Annotated in this window: 21 protein-coding genes and 2 tRNA genes; 18 read left to right on the top strand and 5 right to left on the bottom strand. The window is 38.3% G+C overall.

Annotated features, from left to right (window positions below; translation table 11 throughout):
* Positions 1–9 precede the first annotated feature (9 nt).
* Positions 10–648 (bottom strand): fimbrial protein, encoded by a 639-nt coding sequence (locus tag AM305_RS11315; protein WP_005826223.1) that lies wholly within the window; start codon positions 646–648, stop codon positions 10–12.
* A 220-nt stretch (positions 649–868) separates the two neighbouring features.
* Between AM305_RS11315 and AM305_RS11320 the strand changes: the two genes are divergently transcribed.
* The 9 genes from AM305_RS11320 (at position 869) to AM305_RS11360 (ending at position 7987) form a co-directional block, all read left to right on the top strand.
* Positions 869–1816: a 2-hydroxyacid dehydrogenase gene (locus AM305_RS11320; RefSeq protein WP_005826224.1), complete on the top strand. Its 948-nt coding sequence runs from the start codon at positions 869–871 to the stop codon at positions 1814–1816.
* 102 nt (positions 1817–1918) lie between these two features.
* Entirely contained in the window at positions 1919–3091 is a 1173-nt protein-coding gene (locus tag AM305_RS11325) for a lipoprotein-releasing ABC transporter permease subunit (RefSeq protein ID WP_005826226.1), read from the top strand.
* Between the two features lie 28 nt (positions 3092–3119).
* Positions 3120–3800, top strand: coding sequence for a lipoprotein-releasing ABC transporter ATP-binding protein LolD (gene lolD, locus AM305_RS11330; RefSeq protein ID WP_005826228.1), 681 nt, complete (start codon positions 3120–3122; stop codon positions 3798–3800).
* Positions 3800–5050: a lipoprotein-releasing ABC transporter permease subunit LolE gene (gene lolE / locus AM305_RS11335; RefSeq protein WP_005826230.1), complete on the top strand. Its 1251-nt coding sequence runs from the start codon at positions 3800–3802 to the stop codon at positions 5048–5050. The genes lolD and lolE overlap by 1 nt, the downstream gene beginning before the upstream one ends.
* Positions 5051–5280: 230 nt before the next feature.
* Positions 5281–6408 (top strand): recombinase RecA, encoded by a 1128-nt coding sequence (recA, locus tag AM305_RS11340; protein WP_005826232.1) that lies wholly within the window; start codon positions 5281–5283, stop codon positions 6406–6408.
* 41 nt (positions 6409–6449) lie between these two features.
* Positions 6450–6950, top strand: a complete 501-nt coding sequence (gene recX / locus AM305_RS11345) for a recombination regulator RecX (RefSeq protein ID WP_005826234.1) — start codon at positions 6450–6452, stop codon at positions 6948–6950.
* Positions 6951–6955: 5 nt separating this feature from the next.
* Entirely contained in the window at positions 6956–7717 is a 762-nt protein-coding gene (gene dnaQ / locus AM305_RS11350) for a DNA polymerase III subunit epsilon (RefSeq protein ID WP_005826235.1), read from the top strand.
* A 107-nt stretch (positions 7718–7824) separates the two neighbouring features.
* Positions 7825–7901: transfer RNA gene (locus tag AM305_RS11355), tRNA-Asp, on the top strand.
* Positions 7902–7910: 9 nt separating this feature from the next.
* A tRNA-Asp gene (locus AM305_RS11360) sits at positions 7911–7987 on the top strand.
* A gap of 68 nt (positions 7988–8055) precedes the next feature.
* Here the strand turns inward: AM305_RS11360 and AM305_RS11365 are convergent.
* On the bottom strand, positions 8056–8436 hold the full coding sequence (locus AM305_RS11365; protein ID WP_005826237.1) for a SufE family protein: 381 nt from the start codon (positions 8434–8436) through the stop codon (positions 8056–8058).
* Between the two features lie 119 nt (positions 8437–8555).
* On the opposite strand from AM305_RS11365, the gene clpP reads away from it, so the two are divergent.
* The 6 genes from clpP (at position 8556) to leuD (ending at position 14814) form a co-directional block, all read left to right on the top strand.
* Positions 8556–9149, top strand: coding sequence for an ATP-dependent Clp endopeptidase proteolytic subunit ClpP (clpP, locus tag AM305_RS11370; protein ID WP_005818894.1), 594 nt, complete (start codon positions 8556–8558; stop codon positions 9147–9149).
* Positions 9149–10393 carry an ATP-dependent protease ATP-binding subunit ClpX gene (gene clpX / locus AM305_RS11375; RefSeq protein WP_005826238.1) on the top strand — a complete coding sequence of 415 codons (1245 nt, stop codon included), beginning with the start codon at positions 9149–9151 and terminating at the stop codon, positions 10391–10393. The genes clpP and clpX overlap by 1 nt, the downstream gene beginning before the upstream one ends.
* 83 nt (positions 10394–10476) lie before the next feature.
* Positions 10477–11451 carry a Fic family protein gene (locus AM305_RS11380; RefSeq protein WP_005826240.1) on the top strand — a complete coding sequence of 325 codons (975 nt, stop codon included), beginning with the start codon at positions 10477–10479 and terminating at the stop codon, positions 11449–11451.
* Position 11452: 1 nt separating this feature from the next.
* Entirely contained in the window at positions 11453–12445 is a 993-nt protein-coding gene (gene lpxK / locus AM305_RS11385; RefSeq protein WP_005826241.1) for a tetraacyldisaccharide 4'-kinase, read from the top strand.
* Between the two features lie 318 nt (positions 12446–12763).
* Complete coding sequence (gene leuC, locus AM305_RS11390; RefSeq protein WP_005826243.1) at positions 12764–14173, top strand: 3-isopropylmalate dehydratase large subunit; 1410 nt, start codon at positions 12764–12766, stop codon at positions 14171–14173.
* Between the two features lie 38 nt (positions 14174–14211).
* A complete protein-coding gene (gene leuD / locus AM305_RS11395; RefSeq protein WP_005818906.1) occupies positions 14212–14814 on the top strand; it encodes a 3-isopropylmalate dehydratase small subunit in 603 nt (200 codons plus the stop codon).
* A gap of 42 nt (positions 14815–14856) precedes the next feature.
* Here the strand turns inward: leuD and map are convergent, their stop codons facing one another.
* The 3 genes from map to tal all read right to left on the bottom strand — a co-directional run bounded on the left by map (position 14857) and on the right by tal (position 17470).
* Positions 14857–15669 carry a type I methionyl aminopeptidase gene (gene map / locus AM305_RS11400; protein ID WP_005826245.1) on the bottom strand — a complete coding sequence of 271 codons (813 nt, stop codon included), beginning with the start codon at positions 15667–15669 and terminating at the stop codon, positions 14857–14859.
* A 65-nt stretch (positions 15670–15734) separates the two neighbouring features.
* Entirely contained in the window at positions 15735–16400 is a 666-nt protein-coding gene (locus tag AM305_RS11405) for a 7-cyano-7-deazaguanine/7-aminomethyl-7-deazaguanine transporter (protein WP_005826247.1), read from the bottom strand.
* A 119-nt stretch (positions 16401–16519) separates the two neighbouring features.
* Entirely contained in the window at positions 16520–17470 is a 951-nt protein-coding gene (gene tal / locus AM305_RS11410) for a transaldolase (RefSeq protein WP_005826248.1), read from the bottom strand.
* 233 nt (positions 17471–17703) lie between these two features.
* On the opposite strand from tal, the gene AM305_RS11415 reads away from it, so the two are divergent.
* From AM305_RS11415 to AM305_RS11425, 3 genes are read left to right on the top strand one after another with little or no spacing between them, the layout of a single operon-like run.
* Positions 17704–18069: a hypothetical protein gene (locus AM305_RS11415; protein WP_005826250.1), complete on the top strand. Its 366-nt coding sequence runs from the start codon at positions 17704–17706 to the stop codon at positions 18067–18069.
* A 4-nt stretch (positions 18070–18073) separates the two neighbouring features.
* Positions 18074–18880, top strand: a complete 807-nt coding sequence (locus AM305_RS11420; RefSeq protein WP_005826251.1) for a tetratricopeptide repeat protein — start codon at positions 18074–18076, stop codon at positions 18878–18880.
* A gap of 25 nt (positions 18881–18905) precedes the next feature.
* A complete protein-coding gene (locus tag AM305_RS11425) occupies positions 18906–19238 on the top strand; it encodes a hypothetical protein (protein WP_005826252.1) in 333 nt (110 codons plus the stop codon).
* The last annotated feature ends 142 nt before the right edge of the window (positions 19239–19380 follow it).

The following is a 19380-nucleotide window of genomic DNA, read 5'->3' on the forward strand; positions in this document are numbered from 1 at the left end:
AAAACATGATTATTGATAATCAATGGTAAACGGAACTTGTGTTGAAACAAAACCTGGCTCAACTTTGCCGTTAGCAACATACTCAGCCGAGAATTGGAAAGTCACGTTTTCTTCGCCAAGTGCTTTTTTAATTAACTGAGCTTGTGCATCTTTACCAGCTTTTAAGTTAATTTTTTGATTTGTTGCATTAAATAATTGGATTTCAACGCCTTTTGCTGAATTTGCAGCTGGATTTACTTCTTTTAACGTACCTTCTGCAGTTACAGTCTGAGCATCACCATCAAAATAAATACTTACATTTGATTTTTTATCGCCTTCACGTACAACATAACCCGCTAAAGGACAGCCTTCTAATGTAATTTGGAATTGTGTATTACCTTTTGCAGACTCACTATTTTTAGCAAGCTCATTTGCTTTTACTGCTGGTAATTTTACAAGCACATCACGAGAGTTTGTTGCAACAGAACAAATATTAGCTAAAACCTGTCCTTGGAAACGAACTTGTCCACTTGTCACTGCTGAGTTAGATGGCTGTGAAGTAGATGCTGGAGGAAGCTCGCCTTCACCATCAATAGATACAGTGGCATAAGCACCCATTGACATTACGACAAGTGCCGCAACGCTTAATTTAGTCAATAATTTTGACATAATAAAAACCTCATACAAATATAAAATTGCTTGTTATATTTATAATAACAAGTTCCATGTCATTTCAGTTTGTACCAAAATAACCAGACTAAATTACACTCAAAATTCTGATAAAATAAAGACTCTATTTTTAAGGATATGTTTTGTTGAACCAAGAATATCGCTAGAATAGTGAAACTTGCGTTATTTTTAGTGATTAAGATATTTTCAGGAGAAGATTATGCTTACCATTGTTTTTCTTGATAGAACAGGTATTCCGGCTACACACGAAATTCCACGTCCAAATTTTGCTCATCAATGGATTGAATATGATCGCACATCGGCTGATCAGACGTATGAACGAGCGAAAGAGGCAGACATTATTATCACAAGTAAGGTGTTATTAACGCGAGAATTATTAGCAAAATTACCTAAATTAAAGCTGATTGCGATCACGGCAACAGGAACCAATAATGTGGATATGGTGGCAGCACAAGAGTTAGGCATTGTTGTCAAAAATGTGACAGGCTACTCGAGCGTTACTGTACCTGAACATGTGATGGGGATGATTTACGCACTGAAGCATAGTTTGATGAGCTATCATCGAGATCAAATTATGACGGATCGTTGGGCAACTTGTGGGCAGTTCTGCTATGTAGATTATCCGGTTACGGATATTCGAGGTTCTACATTAGCCATTTTTGGTAAAGGAAACACAGGATCTGAAGTCGCTCGCTTAGCGCAAGCGGTCGGAATGCGTGTTATTTTTGCAGAACATAAAAATGCTCAGGTTATCCGTGAAGGTTATGTACCTTTTGAAGAAGCATTTAAGCAAGCCGATATAGTGTCGTTACATTGCCCTTTAACAGAGCAAACGCAACATTTGGTCAATGCGGAAACATTGGCTTTGATGAAACCGACAGCTTATCTTATCAATACAGGGCGAGGTCCACTTGTTGATGAAAAGGCATTACTGGAGGCTCTAGAAAATCGCCAAATTGCAGGGGCTGCGCTTGATGTTTTAGCAAAAGAACCGCCAGAACTGGATGATCCACTTATGCTAGCGGCAAAACGTCTTCCAAATTTACTGATTACGCCTCATGTTGCATGGGCGAGTGATTCTGCAGTAACAACTTTAGTTAATAAAGTGACTGAAAATATGGAAACCTTTGTGGCAACAGGAAAATAATTTACGCTCATTTTCGTAAATTTTTATATAATGTCGGCAATGAATAGAGGGGAAGTGAATCTAGACTTCCCCTTAGATTTTAGTATAGGAAGAATTTATTTAATGAATTTAACGCCGTTTTTTATCGCATGTCGTTATTGGCGGGCAAAAAGTGCGGATCGATTCGGTCGATTAGTCACGAATTTAGCCAGTTTTGGAATTGTCTTAGGTGTGATGGCACTCATTATTATGTTGTCGGTCATGAATGGCTTAGAGAATATGCAAAAGCGTAATTTGCTTTCAACGCTTCCGCATGCGGTGATCTCGCCTTTGGAAGGGCATTTCTCTAAAATGCAGCAGCTTACCTTGCCGGAATTTGTCATCAAACAAGTCCCAATAAATCGAACGAATGTGATGATACAAAGCCAGCAAGGCATCAATGCCGGACAACTCATCGGTGTTGAGCAAGAAAATGACGATCCTTTATTAACTGGGGAAAATATTGCTCAACTGCTTCCTCAGGGGGAATTTAATGTGTTAATTGGCTCTCGGTTAGCTGATAAATTAAAAATTGGCGTGGGCGATAAAATCCGCTTAATGATTACTGAAAATAGCCAATATACCCCGATGGGAAGAGTACCGGTACAACGTTTATTTCATATTTCGGGTATCTATTATTCTAATAATGAAGCAAGTGAATACACCCTTTTTGCTAATTTAGCCGATGTTGGACGGCTATTAAGGATTACCGAAGATCAAGTACAAGGGATTCGTCTCTTCTTAACAGACCCTTTTAAAGTGACAGAGCTCCCTTTCTCTTTTGATGAAACGCAATATCAAGTCAGTGATTGGCGTGAACAAAAAGGCGAATTTTTCCAAGCGGTTCGCATGGAAAAAAATATGATGAGCTTATTAGTCGGTCTGATAATCATCGTAGCGATTTCCAACATTGTAACTTCTTTAAGTTTGATGGTAGTCGATAAACAAGGCGAAATTGCGATTTTACAAACTCAAGGTTTAACAAAAGGGCAAGTAACGCAAATTTTTGTTCTACAAGGCAGTCTTGTTGGGATTCTCGGTGCTGTTTTAGGTGGGGGCTTAGGTATTTTAGTAACCCATAACTTAGGCAGTTTATTGAATCTTATTAACCCAAGTATTCATTTACCAACGATGATCTCAGCCTCTCAAGTGATTGTGATTATCGCCGCTTCCATTGGCTTATCACTACTTTGTACCATTTACCCTGCTTACCGAGCTTCAAGAATTGAACCGGCTCAAGCATTGAGATATGAATAAGACTATTTTATAGATAGAGTAATTAACAATGACAGAATTATTACGCTGTGAACAAATCAACAAATTTTATGACGAAGGGAGTCAAAAAGTTCAGGTCTTAAAAGATGTGAATTTTACGATGAATAAAGGCGAATTGGTAGCAATCGTCGGGAGTTCCGGGTCGGGAAAAAGTACGTTATTGCATACTTTGGGCGGCTTAGATCAGCCAAGTTCGGGGAATGTCTATATTAACGGGCAATCTCTGCAAAAATTGAGTGCAAATCAATTGGCGTACTTACGAAATCAGAATTTAGGCTTTGTTTATCAATTCCATCATTTAATGGCGGATTTCTCAGCGCTTGAAAATGTGATGATGCCGATGTTAATTGGCAAACAAAATAAATCGGAAGCGAGAGATCGCGCCGAAAAAATGTTACAAGCGGTCGGATTATCGCATCGAATTGCACATCGTCCTTCAGCCTTATCAGGGGGGGAGCGTCAAAGGGTTGCAATTGCACGTGCGTTAGTAAATAAACCGGCTTTGGTGCTTGCCGATGAACCAACCGGAAATTTAGACCAAAAAACGACAGAAAGTATTTTTGATTTAATCAAACAATTAAACCAAGAGCAGAATACCGCTTTTTTATTGGTTACCCACGATCTCGCTTTAGCGGATAAACTTTCTCGCCGTTTGATTATGCGAGATGGTGTGTTGAGTGAGGATATTTGATGAAAGCATCATTTTTCATTAGCTGGCGCTATCAACGAGGCAAGCAGAAAAATCGCTTGGTTTCTTTGATTTCATTGTTCTCAACGATGGGAATTGCACTTGGTGTGGCTGTGCTTATTATCGGTCTAAGTGCGATGAATGGCTTTGAACGTGAACTTAATCAGCGGGTATTATCGGTAGTCCCACACGCAGAATTATTTTCTTATGGTCAGCAAGGCAATATGCCGATTAAAGAGAGTGCGAAACTTGAAGCTTTGGTTAAGCAAAATCAAAATGTGCGAGCCGTTGCGCCTTTTGTGAGTTTTACTGCACTGATTGAGAATGGAACAGCACTTAAAATTGCACAAGTAAGAGGTGTTGATCCTGCTAAACAAGATCAGGTAAGCCAAATAGGGCAGTTTGTCCCAGTAGCACAATGGCAACAATTTCATCAAGAGGGCGGCCTAATTTTAGGTGCTGGGATTGCCAAATCACTTGATGTCAATGCAGGCGATGAGGTGACATTATTGCTTCCTCAACCGGCAGAGGATGGTAAATTAGCTCAACCTTTGCGTTTTAATTTACCTGTTACGGGTATTTTAAAACTTGAAGGGCAACTTGATCATAGCTATGCATTACTTCCTTTAGAAAAAGCACAAGAGTTATTAGAGTATCGCCCTAATGAGATTTCAGGGTTAGAATTGGCTCTTACTTCGCCTTTCGAAGCGCAAATGCTTGAATTGCCTCAATTAGAAACATTTAAACAGCCTCTTTACCTCAACACATGGATTAACAAGTTTGGGTATATGTATAACGACATCCAGTTAGTTCGCACCGTCATGTACATTGCCATGGTGTTAGTGATTGGGGTAGCATGCTTTAATATCATTTCGACTTTAGTGATGGCGGTAAAAGATAAGCAAGGCGATATTGCGATTATGCGGACACTTGGCGCGAATAATGCTTTTATCAAACGCATTTTTCTTTGGTATGGGCTTTTGTCAGGGATGAAAGGTGCAGCTATTGGTATTGTTTTAGGTGTGCTGTTATCGCTCCACTTAACTGAGATCATTAAAATGCTTGAACAGTTCTTTAATGTGAAATTATTATCCGATGGAGTTTATTTTGTTAATTTCTTACCGAGCCAATTAAACTGGCTTGATGTGCTGTATGTTCTATTAGCAACGATGCTATTAAGCCTTGTTGCAAGTTTATATCCTGCCGCAAGGGCTGCCAAATTAGAACCGGCTAAAGTCCTTAGCGGGCATTAATCTTTCTCAAAATCCTGGCATTTTGATAAAAAATGCTAGGATACTAATCATTTTTAGCTTAAATTTTAATCTTTTTATCCACTATTCCGCCTATTAGATCGGCAAACGATCTGATTTTCTCGCCATTTTTATGAAAAAATCTTGCAACTGTATGTCAAACCACTATACTGACATACAGTTAATTACGACAAGCGGTTGTAAAATTTCAATGATTTACGAAGGAACAAATTATGGCTTCAGATAACAAAAAGAATTCAAAAAATGTGAATACAGTAACAAGACAGACCGATCCTGAACAACGTAAGAAGGCGCTTGATGCAGCATTAGCACAAATTGAGAAGCAGTTTGGTAAAGGCTCAATCATGAAGCTAGGACAAACGCAAAACTTAGATATTGAAGCGGTTTCAACGGGTTCTCTTGGTTTGGATATGGCTTTGGGAATTGGCGGTTTACCAATGGGACGTATTGTTGAAATTTTTGGTCCGGAATCATCAGGTAAAACAACATTAACCCTTTCAACCATTGCTCAAGCGCAAAAAGCAGGAAAAACCTGTGCATTTATTGACGCAGAACACGCTTTAGATCCAGTATATGCTCGTAAATTAGGGGTAAATACCGATGACTTATTGATTTCTCAACCGGATAATGGTGAGCAAGCGCTTGAAATTTGTGATGCGTTAGTTCGTTCAGGCGCTGTTGATGTGATTATCGTGGACTCTGTTGCGGCACTAACGCCAAAAGCTGAGATCGAAGGCGATATGGGCGATTCACATATGGGCTTACAAGCTCGTTTAATGTCTCAAGCATTACGTAAATTAACGGGGAATATCAAAAATACGAACTGTTTAGTTGTTTTCATTAACCAAATTCGTATGAAAATTGGTGTGATGTTCGGTAACCCGGAAACGACAACGGGTGGTAACGCATTAAAATTCTACGCATCTGTTCGTTTAGATATCCGCCGTACCGGTGTTGTCAAAGATGGCGATAATATCATTGGTAGCGAAACGAAAGTGAAAGTCGTAAAAAATAAAGTGGCACCACCATTCCGTGAAGTTCAATTTGATATTATGTATGGCGAAGGGATTGCTCGTACCAATGAATTGTTAATTTTGGCTGAAAAACAAGGCTTTATTAAGAAAGCCGGTGCTTGGTTCTCTTATGAGGGCGATAAGATCGGTCAAGGTAAAAATAATGCGATTAAATGGTTAAATGAACATCCGGAAGTTGCAAGTAAAATTGAAGCTGATCTTCGAGAGTTGTTTATGAAAAACCCAAATACAGCTTTAGCACTTGACGATGAAAAAGACAGTGATGCAGAAGATGTAGTTGAAGAATTTAATGACGAAGAACTATAAACTATAACAAGGAAATGCGGCAGAAATGTCGCATTTTTTCTATGACAGAGAAAATAGCAGAGAAAAAGACGCATAAATACAGCGCAACAAATTATTTGCTGTATTTACTCTCAAAACGAGATTACAGTGAGAAAGAAGTACGCACAAAGTTAAAATTAAAAGAGTATTCTTTGGAAGAAATTGAACTGGCGATTGAAAAAGCAAAGGAACATAAATGGCTTAGTGATGAACGTTTTTGTAGCGCATTTCTTCGCTATCGTGCTCAACAAGGAATAGGACCTCGCCGATTAAAACAAGAGCTAAAGATGAAAGGTATTGCGGATTATTTAATTACGCAAGCTTTAGAAGAAGCTGAATATGAGGAAATTATCGATTTTTTTACCTTGGCCGAACGTGTTTTTGAAAAGAAAAGACCTAAAGTTTGGGATATTAAAGCTAAACAAAAAATGTATCGATTTATGATTAGTCGTGGGTTCTATCAAGATCATTTTAGTCATTTGATGGAAATGGACTATAATGACGAAGAAGATTTTTATGAGTAAATGATATGTTAGAACAAGAAATACATCGACAAGTGGTTCTAGATACTGAAACCACAGGGATGAACTTTAATGGTGCGCCACATATTGGACATAACATTATTGAGATTGGCGCAGTAGAAGTGATTAACCGCCGTTTAACGGGGAGAACATTTCACGTCTATATCAAACCACCTCGAGAGGTTGAAGAGGAGGCGATTAAAGTTCACGGTATTACCAACGAATTTTTGCAAGATAAACCAACTTTTGCTGAGATTGTAGATGAATTTGTCGCCTTTATTAAAGGGGCTGAGCTTGTTATTCACAATGCTCCCTTCGATGTGGGCTTTATGGATCATGAATTTTCTTTTTTAGCTAATCCACCACCTAAAACAGCGGAAATGTGTACGGTTACAGATAGCCTTGCTTTAGCGAGAAAAATGTATCCGGGAAAACGGAATAACTTGGACGCATTATGCGATCGCTTAGGAATTGATAATAGTAAGCGTGTACTTCACGGGGCGTTACTGGATGCAGAAATCCTAGCTGATGTTTTCTTAATGATGACAGGGGGGCAGATCGCATTATTAGCCGAAGAAGAACATGACGAAAATCCACAGGTGGATTTATTAGAGGAAGGTCCAAAAATCGCTTTTGATACAAGCAATAGTGTCATTTTAAAAGCGGATGAAAGCGAACTTGAGGCACATCAACTTTTTCTTAAATTACTATATAAAAAATCTAAAAAAAATTGTATTTGGGGAAATCGTGATAATCTTGTCCTAGAATAGTTCTTAAAAAGAGTACATTTTGTCTATTTTCAAGGCAATTAAATTTCTTTTATTAAAAAATGTTTGCGTGTAATGAAAGAAATCATTATTATACAAAAACCAGTTGCGGAGTGGTAGTTCAGCTGGTTAGAATACCTGCCTGTCACGCAGGGGGTCGCGGGTTCGAGTCCCGTCCATTCCGCCAATAAATTCCGGAGCGGTAGTTCAGCTGGTTAGAATACCTGCCTGTCACGCAGGGGGTCGCGGGTTCGAGTCCCGTCCGTTCCGCCAATATTTGAACATAGTATCTCCTTACGTTGTTTTATAGAAGAGCCTCAGAGAAATCTGAGGCTTTTTCTTTATCTATTGGTTACGATCTGCTGAATTTGTCGTAGCCCGTTTAAGCGAGTGCTTGTTAGATGTTGAGCAATTTTTAATTTATTGAATAGACCTGTTAAATCAAATTGGGGTAACGATTCGCTCGGGGTTTCTCCTAAAGCGGTTATGATAATAACTAAGATCCCTTGCATTAAACGAGCATCGCTATAAGCGACCACTTTTCTTGGCTCAATTTGGAAAGAAAACCATAAGCGACTTTCACAGCCATGAATTTCCGGTAATTGCGCTAACTCTTCTTCGGTTAGTTTAGGAAGTTGGCGACTTAGTTGAATTAACAAGCGGTATCTTTCTTCCCAAGATTTACAATTTTCAAAACGTTGATAAATTTCAGCTAAATTCATTGTTTTACCTCATAAAATTTGCAAAAGATTGTAGCAATCTCACCGCTTATTGTTAATGATTTTCTGAAAGTTTGCTAAAATAGTGAAGTTTTATGACGATTTATTAAAAGGAATAAAAAATGGCACTCATTCCAATGGTTGTTGAGCAAACCTCAAAAGGAGAACGCTCATACGACATTTACTCACGCTTATTAAAAGAACGTATTATTTTCTTAAACGGTCAAGTTGAAGACAATATGGCAAACTTGATTGTCGCTCAATTATTATTTTTAGAAGCAGAAGATCCGGAAAAAGATATTTATCTTTATATCAATTCACCAGGTGGCGTTGTTACAGCAGGCTTAGCCATTTATGACACCATGAATTTTATCAAACCCGATGTTGCTACGCTTTGTACAGGACAAGCTTGCTCAATGGGCGCATTCTTACTTTCTGGTGGAGCGAAAGGGAAACGTTTTGCGCTACCAAATGCACGTGTTATGATCCATCAGCCGTTAGGTGGTGCACGTGGTCAAGCAACAGATATTCAAATTCAAGCGCAAGAAATCTTAAAATTAAAAGAGATGCTGACTCGTAAAATGGCTGAACACAGCGGACAGTCTTTTGATAAAGTGGCGGCAGATACAGAACGTGATAACTTTATGTCGGCTGAAGAAGCGAAAGAATATGGCTTGATTGATAAAGTATTAACATCACGCGGTGAGGTGGCATAATGGCATTTGAAAAAGAACCGCATTGCAGTTTTTGTGGTAAAAAACGTTCAGAAGTCGATCAATTAGTTGAAGGGGCTGAAGGGCATATTTGTAACGAATGTATTGAAGAATCTTATGCATTATTAAATGGCGAAGAAGAACCATTAATTGATGAAGCACAAGATGAAAGTCAGTTCTTCGATAACGTACCCACTCCACACGAATTACATGCTCATTTAAATGATTATGTGATTGGGCAAGAATATGCCAAAAAAGTGTTATCCGTTGCGGTATATAACCATTATAAACGTTTAAAAAGTGCATTATCTAATCACGAAGTGACCAATGGTGTTGAGCTAGGTAAAAGCAATATTTTACTCATCGGACCAACAGGAAGCGGTAAAACGTTACTGGCTGAAACATTAGCTCGCCGTTTAAATGTGCCTTTTGCTGTCGCAGATGCCACTACATTGACTCAAGCCGGCTATGTGGGCGAAGATGTAGAAAACGTTATCCAAAAATTATTGATGAAATGTGATTTTGATGCAGAGCAGGCAGAACGAGGCATCGTTTTTATTGATGAAATCGATAAAATTACCCGCAAATCTGAAAGCGCTTCAATTACACGAGATGTATCAGGCGAGGGTGTACAACAAGCCTTACTAAAATTACTTGAAGGCACGGTTGCTAATATCAATCCTCAAGGATCTCGTAAACATCCAAAAGGTGAAACGATCCCTGTAGATACTTCAAAAATCCTCTTTATCTGTGGCGGTGCCTTTGCAGGATTAGACAAAATTGTTGAATCCCGTACCAATAAACAAGGCGGTATCGGTTTTGCGGCTGAATTAAAAAATGATAAAGAGCGCCAAGATTTAACGGAGCTATTTAAACAAGTTGAGCCGGAAGATTTGGTAAGATTTGGTTTAATTCCGGAATTAATTGGTCGTTTACCGGTTGTAACACCGTTACAAGAACTTGATGAAGCAGCATTAATTCAAATTTTAACCGAACCGAAAAATGCAATTATCAAGCAGTATCAAGCATTATTCCAAATGGAAGGCGTTGAACTTGAGTTTACCCAAGATGCGCTCGTTGCGATTGCGAAAAAAGCCATTGTTCGTAAAACAGGCGCACGTGGATTACGTTCAATTGTAGAAGGCTTATTACTTGATACTATGTACGATCTTCCAACTTTGAATGCGAAAAAAGTAACGGTAGAAAAAGCGTGTGTAGAAACTGGCGAAAAGCCAAAGGTAGAATAGGCTTATTCATTTACGGAAGGTCGATAAAAAATAAAGGCATCTTTAAGGATGCCTTTAGGATATACCCGTTTAGGTAAAAAATAGTGAATCCAAATTTTACGATTACTCATGTCATGTTAAATCAGATTGTTGAAATTTCAGCAATTGCAGGACAATTGTCGCTAGAAAAGCGAGATTTGCACTTACGTAAAGAAAATCGGATTCGTTCAATTCAATCTTCTCTAGCTATTGAAAATAATTCTCTGACTCTAGACCAAGTAACGCGTATTATTAACGGTAAGCGTGTTTTGGGCCCACCTAAAGATATTCATGAAGTGGAAAATGCTTATCAAGCCTATGAACAGGCTTTTTTATTAGATCCTTATGATTATCGGGACTTACTTAAAGCTCATCAATTATTAACTCATGGATTGATCAAAGATTCGGGGAAATTTCGCTCAAAAGATGTTGCAGTTTATCGTGGTGATCAAGTAGTCCATTTAGGTGCAAGAGCGGATTTTATTCCTAAACTCGTTAAAGATCTGTTAGATTGGGCGAAAAAAAGTGAAATGCCTGCTCTGATTAAAAGTTGTGTGGTTCATTTCGAATTAGAAATTATACATCCTTTCTCTGATGGTAATGGAAGAATAGGGCGACTTTGGCAAAATCTTATTCTTAGTAAATGGGAACCTCTTTTTGAGTGGATTCCTATTGAAACAGTCATTTATCAACACCAACAACGTTATTACGATGCGCTTAGTTACAGCAATAAAAAAAATGATTCATCTGCATTTATTGAGTTCATGTTAGAAGCGATTTTAACTACCTTAAAATCTTATTCTCTTTCCGAGATGAGCGATAAAATAAGCGATAAATTGAGCGATAAAGAACAACAGATATATAGTAAAATCCAACGCTATTTAACTCAATATACAGTGATTACCAATCAAAAGGCAACGAGGTTACTTGAGTTAAGCCCTGCTTCAGTTAGACGTTATTTAGCAAAATTTGTTGAGTTCAATTTACTTGTTGCGGAAGGCGAAAGAAAAAAACGAATTTACTACCTTAAAGAAAAATAACATGAAAATCTGGCAAAAAAAATCCCTCATCACTTGGCTGCTTGCTCCATTTTCCTTACTCTTTTGGCTTATTAGCCAAATACGAGTGGCGTTATATCGTAAAAAAATTCTAAAATCTTACCGCTCGCCATTGCCTGTCTTGATTGTCGGTAACATTTCCGTTGGTGGAAATGGCAAAACACCAGTAGTTGTATGGTTAGTTGAACAACTTCATCAACGAGGTATAAAAGTTGGCGTGGTGTCTCGTGGTTATGGTGGGAAAAACAAGCAATTTCCACAATTAGTTACCTCAGAAAGTGATCCTGAATTAATGGGAGATGAGCCGGTTTTAATCGCACAACGCACCCAAGCGCCCGTTGCGATTTCGCCTAATCGACAACAAAGCATCGAATTATTACTAAGCCAATTTAAGTTAGATTTGATCATTACTGATGATGGCTTACAGCATTACGCCCTTGAGCGAGATATGGAATGGGTTGTTATTGATGGCGAGCGCCGTTTTGGTAACGGTTTTGTATTACCGGCTGGAGGGTTGAGAGAATTGCCGAGTCGTTTAAACACGGTGCAAGCGGTTATTTGTAACGGAAAATCTGCAAAAGAAGGTGAGCATTTAATGCAGCTAGAACCCGAATGGGCGATCAATTTAAAAACAGGCGCGAAAAAAGCTATTACAGATTTTTATCATCAGCCTGTCATTGCACTTGCAGGCATTGGTTATCCTCCACGCTTTTTTACAATGTTGCAAGGTTTAGGTATTCATTTGGAAGCAAGTTATAGTTTTGCAGATCATCAACCTTATTCACGAGAGGTGATTGAGCCGCTACAAAAAGGCGATTTACCGTTGTTGATGACAGAAAAAGATGCGGTAAAATGCCGAGCGTTTGCTCAAGAAAATTGGTGGTATGTGCCTGTTTCTGCAACCTTTTCCGAGAAATCGACCGCTTGTTTGGTTGAAATGGTTTTGGATATGTTGGCAAAACGAGCTGTTATTTAATAGAAAAAACCTTTTAATTCAAAAGTGTTTGAAAAATAAGTGAAAGCGAATTGAGCTATAAAATGAGGTAATCACTAGATATATTCCTAAAGCTATCTCATTATGCGATATTTTATGCTTTAAACTTATCTTAATTGGTGCTTTCGGACTATTTGCATAGCATAAAAATCGGATTTTATACGAAAAATAGCATTTTACATTCATCAGGGGAGCCGTTATAGTTTACCCCATTCAGACAAGCGGTCTGTTATTGTAAAATTTTTACCAATAATGACCGCTTTGTTTATATCGATTTATTTTTTTGAGTTGGAATTTATTATGGGAAAAACATTATACGAAAAATTGTTTGATGCTCATGTTGTTTATGAAGCAGAAGGCGAAACGCCAATTCTTTATATCAACCGTCATTTAATTCACGAAGTAACCAGTCCGCAAGCTTTTGATGGGTTACGTGTTGCAGGGCGTCAAGTTCGTCAAGTGGGAAAAACATTTGGGACCATGGATCATAGTATTTCAACCCAAGTACGTGATGTAAATAAATTAGAAGGTCAAGCGAAGATCCAGGTGCTTGAATTAGCGAAAAACTGCGAAGCAAGTGGTATTGAACTCTTTGATATGAAAACCAAAGAGCAAGGCATTGTTCACGTAATGGGACCTGAACAAGGCTTAACCTTACCTGGAATGACCATTGTTTGTGGCGACTCTCACACCGCAACGCATGGGGCATTTGGTGCATTAGCTTTTGGTATTGGAACTTCTGAAGTTGAACACGTATTGGCAACTCAAACGCTAAAACAAGCACGTGCAAAAAATATGAAAATCGAAGTGCGTGGCAAAGTTAATCCGGGCATTACGGCAAAAGATATTGTGTTAGCCATTATCGGTAAAACAACAATGGCTGGTGGTACTGGACATGTTGTTGAATTTTGTGGTGAAGCTATTCGTGATCTTTCAATGGAAGGTCGTATGACGGTATGTAATATGGCGATTGAATTAGGCGCAAAAGCGGGGCTTGTTGCACCGGATGAAACCACATTTGAATACTTAAAAGGTCGTCCAAATGCACCAAAAGGTCAAGATTGGGATGATGCAGTCGCTTACTGGAAAACATTAAAATCAGATGATGATGCGGTATTTGATACGGTTGTTGTATTAGAAGCAAAAGATATTGTGCCACAAGTGACTTGGGGAACAAACCCTGGGCAAGTTATCGGTATCGATCAGTTAGTGCCAAATCCGGCAGAAATGGCAGATCCGGTAACAAAAGCTTCCGCAGAAAAAGCGTTAGCTTACATCGGCTTAGATGCTAATACAGATTTAAAAGATGTGCCGGTTGATCAAGTTTTTATCGGATCTTGTACCAACTCACGTATCGAAGATTTACGTGCAGCTGCTGCAGTAATGAAAGGGCGTAAGAAAGCGGATAACGTAAAACGTATTTTAGTTGTTCCGGGTTCCGGTTTAGTGAAAGAGCAAGCAGAGAAAGAAGGTTTAGATAAAATCTTTATTGAAGCCGGTGCAGAATGGCGTAATCCAGGCTGTTCAATGTGTTTAGGTATGAATGATGACCGTTTAGGCGAATGGGAGCGTTGTGCTTCAACTTCTAACCGTAACTTTGAAGGTCGTCAAGGTCGTAATGGACGCACCCATTTAGTGAGCCCTGCAATGGCAGCTGCCGCAGCGGTGTTTGGTAAATTTGTTGATATTCGTAACGTAGAATTAATGTAGGGGCAAATCATATTTGCCCAAATAAAGGATGCAAAAAAATGGCAGGTATTAAACAACATTCAGGCTTAGTGGTTCCTCTTGATGCAGCAAATGTGGACACAGATGCCATTATCCCAAAACAATTTTTACAAGCGATTACGCGTGTAGGTTTTGGTAAACATTTATTCCATGAATGGCGTTATTTAGATGCGGAAGGTACAAAACCAAATCCGGATTTCGTATTAAACTATCCAAAATATCAAGGTGCGACTATTTTACTGGCTCGCAAAAATTTAGGCTGTGGTTCTTCTCGTGAACACGCTCCTTGGGCATTAGCCGATTACGGTTTCAAAGTGATGATTGCACCAAGCTTTGCGGATATTTTCTATAACAATAGCTTAAATAATCATATGCTACCAATTCGTTTAAGCGAAGAAGAAGTTGAAGAGATCTTCCAATGGGTTTGGGCGAATGAAGGCAAGCAAATTGATATTGATTTAGAAGCAATGACAGTAACGGTTGGCGATAAAGTGTATCACTTTGAATTAGATGAGTTCCGCCGCCACTGTTTATTAAATGGCTTGGATAACATTGGTTTAACGCTTCAACACGAAGATAAAATCGCAGAATACGAGAAAAATATTCCAGCGTTTTTACGTTAATACAGACAAAAAAAGAGGCAAAAGCCTCTTTTTTCATTTTTTCTATGCTACGTTTTTCATAATGCGACTAATACGTCCTTCCGCAATTTCTTCATCACGAATTGTCATCACTTCACAGCCATCTTTAGTCACAACAATCTCGTGTTCATACTGTGCAGAGTGGCTACGGTCTTTAGTTTTAACTGTCCAGCCATCAGCCATATTACGGATCTCTTTCTTACCCGCATTAACCATAGGTTCAATCGTAAAGACCATACCTTCTTGTAATACTACGCCACCGTCATCAGCATTATAATGTAAAACTTGTGGATCGATATGATATTGATCGCCAATGCCGTGACCGCAGTACTCACGCACCACAGAGAAGCCTTCTTTCTCTACATATTGTTGAATAGCTTTTCCAATCTCTTTCAGGCGAACACCTGCTTTTACTTGGCGAATACCAACATACAGCGCTTCTTGAGTAACTTCACACAAGCGCTTACTTCTTACATTGGTTTCGCCCACGATATACATTTTAGAATTATCGCCGTAGTAGCCATCTTTAATCACGGTAACATCAAGGTTTAGAATATCGCCCTTTTTGAGTTTTTTATCATCGCTTGGAATACCGTGGCAAACAACTTCATTTAATGAAATACAAGTAGCTTTAGGAAAACCGTGATAACCTACGTTTGCAGGAATAGCTTTTTGTACATTCACAATATAATCGTGGCAAATACGATCTAATTCGCCTGTAGTTACACCCTCTTTAATATGCTCTTCAATCATAACAAGCACATCAGAAGCTAATTTACACGCAACGCGGATTTTTTCTAATTCCGCTTCAGTTCTTAATGGAATATTTTTACTCATTGGTTTCTCTCAATCATTTTCAAATTAAAGGGATTATACCTTTTTTCAGCATAATCCCCAAATATCTATTTTAAATGTAATTTTTTTACAATTAAATTCAGTATCACACCATATAGTGGAAGAAAAAGAAGTAGGCTCACAAAAAGTTTGAATGAGTAATCAACCGTACCAATCGTAAACCAATGTTCTGCCATATATTCATCACTACTTTTATAAAATGCAACTGCGAAAAAAACAAAAGTATCAATAAGCGTCCCGAAAATGGTTGAACACATTGGCGCGAGCCACCAACTTTTACCTTGGCGTAAGCGGTTAAAAACGAAAATATCTAATAATTGCCCCACGACATAGCCACTAAAGCTCGCTAATGCAATACGAAATACAAAGGTGTTAAAGTCAGCTAAAGCAGAAAAACCTTGGAATTTTGCCTCAAAAAAGATGACTGAAATCACATAGCTGATAATGAGCGCAGGGATCATTACGGCAAAAATAATCTTACGAGCAAGCTCCGCACCAAAGACACGCACAGTCAAATCGGTCGCAAGAAAAATAAAAGGGAAAGTGAATGTTCCCCAAGTCGTTGGAATAGTGGTATCGCTAAATGGCAAAGGGATCTCAAAGGCGATCTGGACCAAGTAGTTACTAATGGTAATGATAAAAATATGAAATAGCGTCAACAAAATCAAAGGATGACGTTTTTGAGGATCAGATAAATTAAGTTGTAAGTTCATATTATTCCTTTTTAATCGTAAGTTGGGGTTAGGGAACCCAAGAAAAGAAGGGCACGAATAGTACGCATTAAAGAGGAAAAAGTAAAGCCCCTAATTTTTATTTAGGGGCTTGAAAGGTATTAAAGTTTTGCTGAAAGCATTGCTTCTAATTTCTCTTGGTCAATCGCAAATTTACGGATACCTTCCGCTAATTTTTCAACAGCCATCGCATCTTGGTTGTGTTCCCAATAGAATTCTGCTTCAGTCATCGGTGTTGGACGAGCTTTTACTTCGCCTTTGTACTCTAATTTACGCACTAAAGGAGCTTCGCTTTCTTGTAACTCTTTTAATAATGCTGGTGCAATCGTCAAGCGGTCGCAACCTGCTAATTCTGTGATTTCGCCCGCGTTACGGAAACTTGCACCCATTACCACTGTGTTATAACCGTGTTGTTTGTAGTAGTTATAGATTGAAGTTACTGAAACCACGCCAGGATCTTCTGCCGGTGCATACTCTTTCTTATCAGAATTTGCTTTGTACCAGTCAAGGATACGACCTACGAATGGCGAAATTAAGTAAACGCCAGCTTCCGCACAGGCACGCGCTTGAGCTTGAGAGAATAATAGTGTTAAGTTACAGTTAATCCCTTCTTTTTCTAACTGCTCAGCCGCTTTGATACCCTGCCAAGTTGAAGCAATTTTAATTAAAATACGGTCATTGCTGATCCCTGCTTCATTATATAAAGCAATTAATTTGCGAGCTTTTGCGATCGTTTTTTCAGTATCGTAAGAGTAGCGAGCATCCACTTCTGTTGAAATACGACCTTTCACCACTTTTAAAATTTCTAAACCGATATTTACCGCTAATTTATCTTCTGCATCAATCAGTTGTTGTGCTTTATCATTGCTTTTTGTTTTTGCATAAGCAATCGCTTCATCAATTAATGGAGCATATTGTGGTAGTGCAGACGCACTTAAAATTAATGATGGGTTGGTTGTTGCATCCTCGGGTTGATACGCTTTGATTGCATCAATATCACCAGTATCCGCAACTACAACAGTCATTTGACGTAAAGCATCTAATTGGCTCATAAAAATTCCTCTCTATAAATAAGTAAAAAAAAATCTTCGTAATAATAACAGTAACGAGCTAAAGCGCCTAGTATCAATTATGTGAGCTAGATCACATTTTGCAAAGATTGCAAAATAACTGACCGCTTATCATTTTCTTTTTGCTGTTTAAAGCAGAACGCATTGTAAATAATTGCGCAAAAAAAAAACAATATATAATCATAAAACATTCAATTTATTAAATAGGAGAATATATGACGCAAAACGTCAATTTATTATGCTATGAAATCACAACACGGATTGAAGCTGATAATCCACAAGATCTCATACCTCATTTAAGCCCTAAAGTAGATTACCGCTGTGAGCAAGATGCGTCCAATTTACTGTTTGCTTATCGTCGGCTAATTTATCGAGAAGGTACTCAAGATGAAGCAGTGATGAGAAAAAAAGAAAGACGTTATATAGAGGGAATTATTGCTAAACATAATCTAATGGCAAAGGTTTTTAATGTAGAAGTAATGCTTGAACACAAATTTGATCTACCTGCTAAATATATTTTGCAATACAACCCAGTTTGCTTAGGTGCTTATTTTTCTGAAGATGACAATGAATGGGAGTAATTTGATGAAAACCATAATTAAATCACTATTAGCAACGGCGTTATTAAGCAGCTCGCTTTTTGCTTTAGCTGAAACTAATGATGAAAAGTTATTAAGAGAAGCTCAACAAGGTGATGCTAATGCTCAAGTATTAATGGGATATAAGGCTTGTAAAGATAGCGATTATTATGCCGCATTGGATTGGTATGAAAAAGCGGCAAAGCAAGCCTATGGTAAAGATGATCAAGAATGGCAATGGTACCAGTTAGCATCAATGTATGAGGGTGGACAGTGTATTGGTGCTAAGACTGAACAAGGTTCGCCCAACTATCCAAAAGCGTTAGAATGGTATACAAGGGTGGCGTTTAACCCTAACCCGAAAAATCTTAGCTATCATTATAACGCCAAATTTAGGGTGGCGGATATTTACTTTTTTGAAGAGGGTGGTATAAAAAGAGATGGGGCTATGGCTAAACGTTTATATACCGAACTGGCTAATATCTCGGATAATGTTATTCAGCAGGATAAAAGTGGTTCTGCTATCAAAGAAACACGCAGTAATGCCCGTTATCGTTTAGCTCAAATGCATTATTATGGAGAGTTCGCAACGCAAAATTACCAATTAGCCTTTCAATGGGCGGGTAAAGCAGCTTTGGACAACAACACATACGCCACACCGTTACTGGCTGTATTATTTTATAATGGCTTGGGCGTAAAACAAGATAAAGCGATGGGTTTAGAATTGGTAGAATTTGCGTGTGATAAATTTGCGATAGAAAAAGCTTGTGAATTGTATCAACAGATGAAAGCCAATTTACCGGTTAAGTACTAATTTAAAGCAGGTTGCACTTTTTAAAATGAAAAAATCACTGATGATGTTATTGGCTTTAGCTATATTTCCCACTCAAGCAAAAAATTTTGGCACTCAAATGCAAGCCGAGCTTATTCACGCTATTTATCAGGAATGTGAAAATGATAAAAGTGGTTTAGGCAAGGTCAGGGAGTTGATGGAATTTCCAAAGCCCGAGTGGTGTGGTTGTTTGATGATTGAAGTCCAAAAGCAATTTGAACAAAGTAAGTTAGAACAACGCTTAAACGACGGCACTTTGATACTGAAAGATTTTGAACAAGAGATGGGGCGAGTAGGTGAGAAAGCGGCTGATATTTGCGTTGATAAATTTATGAAGTGATTTCATTCGTTTTAATTCAAGTAAGAAATCTTGAAAATTTGACCGCTTGTCGTTAAAAATTCACACAAAGTGAATTATTTTTCAACAGGCGGTCATTTTTTTAAATTTTTTTGCAAAAAGTGCTTGCAAGGTTTTCATTTTT

It is taken from the genome of Actinobacillus minor NM305 (assembly GCF_000175195.1).
GTDB lineage: Bacteria > Pseudomonadota > Gammaproteobacteria > Enterobacterales > Pasteurellaceae > Haemophilus_A > Haemophilus_A minor.

Coding starts and splice junctions, on each gene's coding strand:
- AM305_RS11415 (WP_005826250.1), top strand. CDS start 17,704: ATGACGCAAAACGTCAATTTATTATGCTATGAAATCACAACACGGATT.
- recX (WP_005826234.1), top strand. CDS start 6,450: ATGACAGAGAAAATAGCAGAGAAAAAGACGCATAAATACAGCGCAACA.
- recA (WP_005826232.1), top strand. CDS start 5,281: ATGGCTTCAGATAACAAAAAGAATTCAAAAAATGTGAATACAGTAACA.
- lolD (WP_005826228.1), top strand. CDS start 3,120: ATGACAGAATTATTACGCTGTGAACAAATCAACAAATTTTATGACGAA.
- map (WP_005826245.1), bottom strand. CDS start 15,669: ATGAGTAAAAATATTCCATTAAGAACTGAAGCGGAATTAGAAAAAATC.
- AM305_RS11320 (WP_005826224.1), top strand. CDS start 869: ATGCTTACCATTGTTTTTCTTGATAGAACAGGTATTCCGGCTACACAC.
- leuC (WP_005826243.1), top strand. CDS start 12,764: ATGGGAAAAACATTATACGAAAAATTGTTTGATGCTCATGTTGTTTAT.
- dnaQ (WP_005826235.1), top strand. CDS start 6,956: ATGTTAGAACAAGAAATACATCGACAAGTGGTTCTAGATACTGAAACC.
- AM305_RS11315 (WP_005826223.1), bottom strand. CDS start 648: ATGTCAAAATTATTGACTAAATTAAGCGTTGCGGCACTTGTCGTAATG.
- clpX (WP_005826238.1), top strand. CDS start 9,149: ATGGCATTTGAAAAAGAACCGCATTGCAGTTTTTGTGGTAAAAAACGT.
- leuD (WP_005818906.1), top strand. CDS start 14,212: ATGGCAGGTATTAAACAACATTCAGGCTTAGTGGTTCCTCTTGATGCA.
- tal (WP_005826248.1), bottom strand. CDS start 17,470: ATGAGCCAATTAGATGCTTTACGTCAAATGACTGTTGTAGTTGCGGAT.
- lpxK (WP_005826241.1), top strand. CDS start 11,453: ATGAAAATCTGGCAAAAAAAATCCCTCATCACTTGGCTGCTTGCTCCA.
- lolE (WP_005826230.1), top strand. CDS start 3,800: ATGAAAGCATCATTTTTCATTAGCTGGCGCTATCAACGAGGCAAGCAG.
- AM305_RS11325 (WP_005826226.1), top strand. CDS start 1,919: ATGAATTTAACGCCGTTTTTTATCGCATGTCGTTATTGGCGGGCAAAA.
- AM305_RS11425 (WP_005826252.1), top strand. CDS start 18,906: ATGAAAAAATCACTGATGATGTTATTGGCTTTAGCTATATTTCCCACT.
- AM305_RS11420 (WP_005826251.1), top strand. CDS start 18,074: ATGAAAACCATAATTAAATCACTATTAGCAACGGCGTTATTAAGCAGC.
- AM305_RS11365 (WP_005826237.1), bottom strand. CDS start 8,436: ATGAATTTAGCTGAAATTTATCAACGTTTTGAAAATTGTAAATCTTGG.
- clpP (WP_005818894.1), top strand. CDS start 8,556: ATGGCACTCATTCCAATGGTTGTTGAGCAAACCTCAAAAGGAGAACGC.
- AM305_RS11405 (WP_005826247.1), bottom strand. CDS start 16,400: ATGAACTTACAACTTAATTTATCTGATCCTCAAAAACGTCATCCTTTG.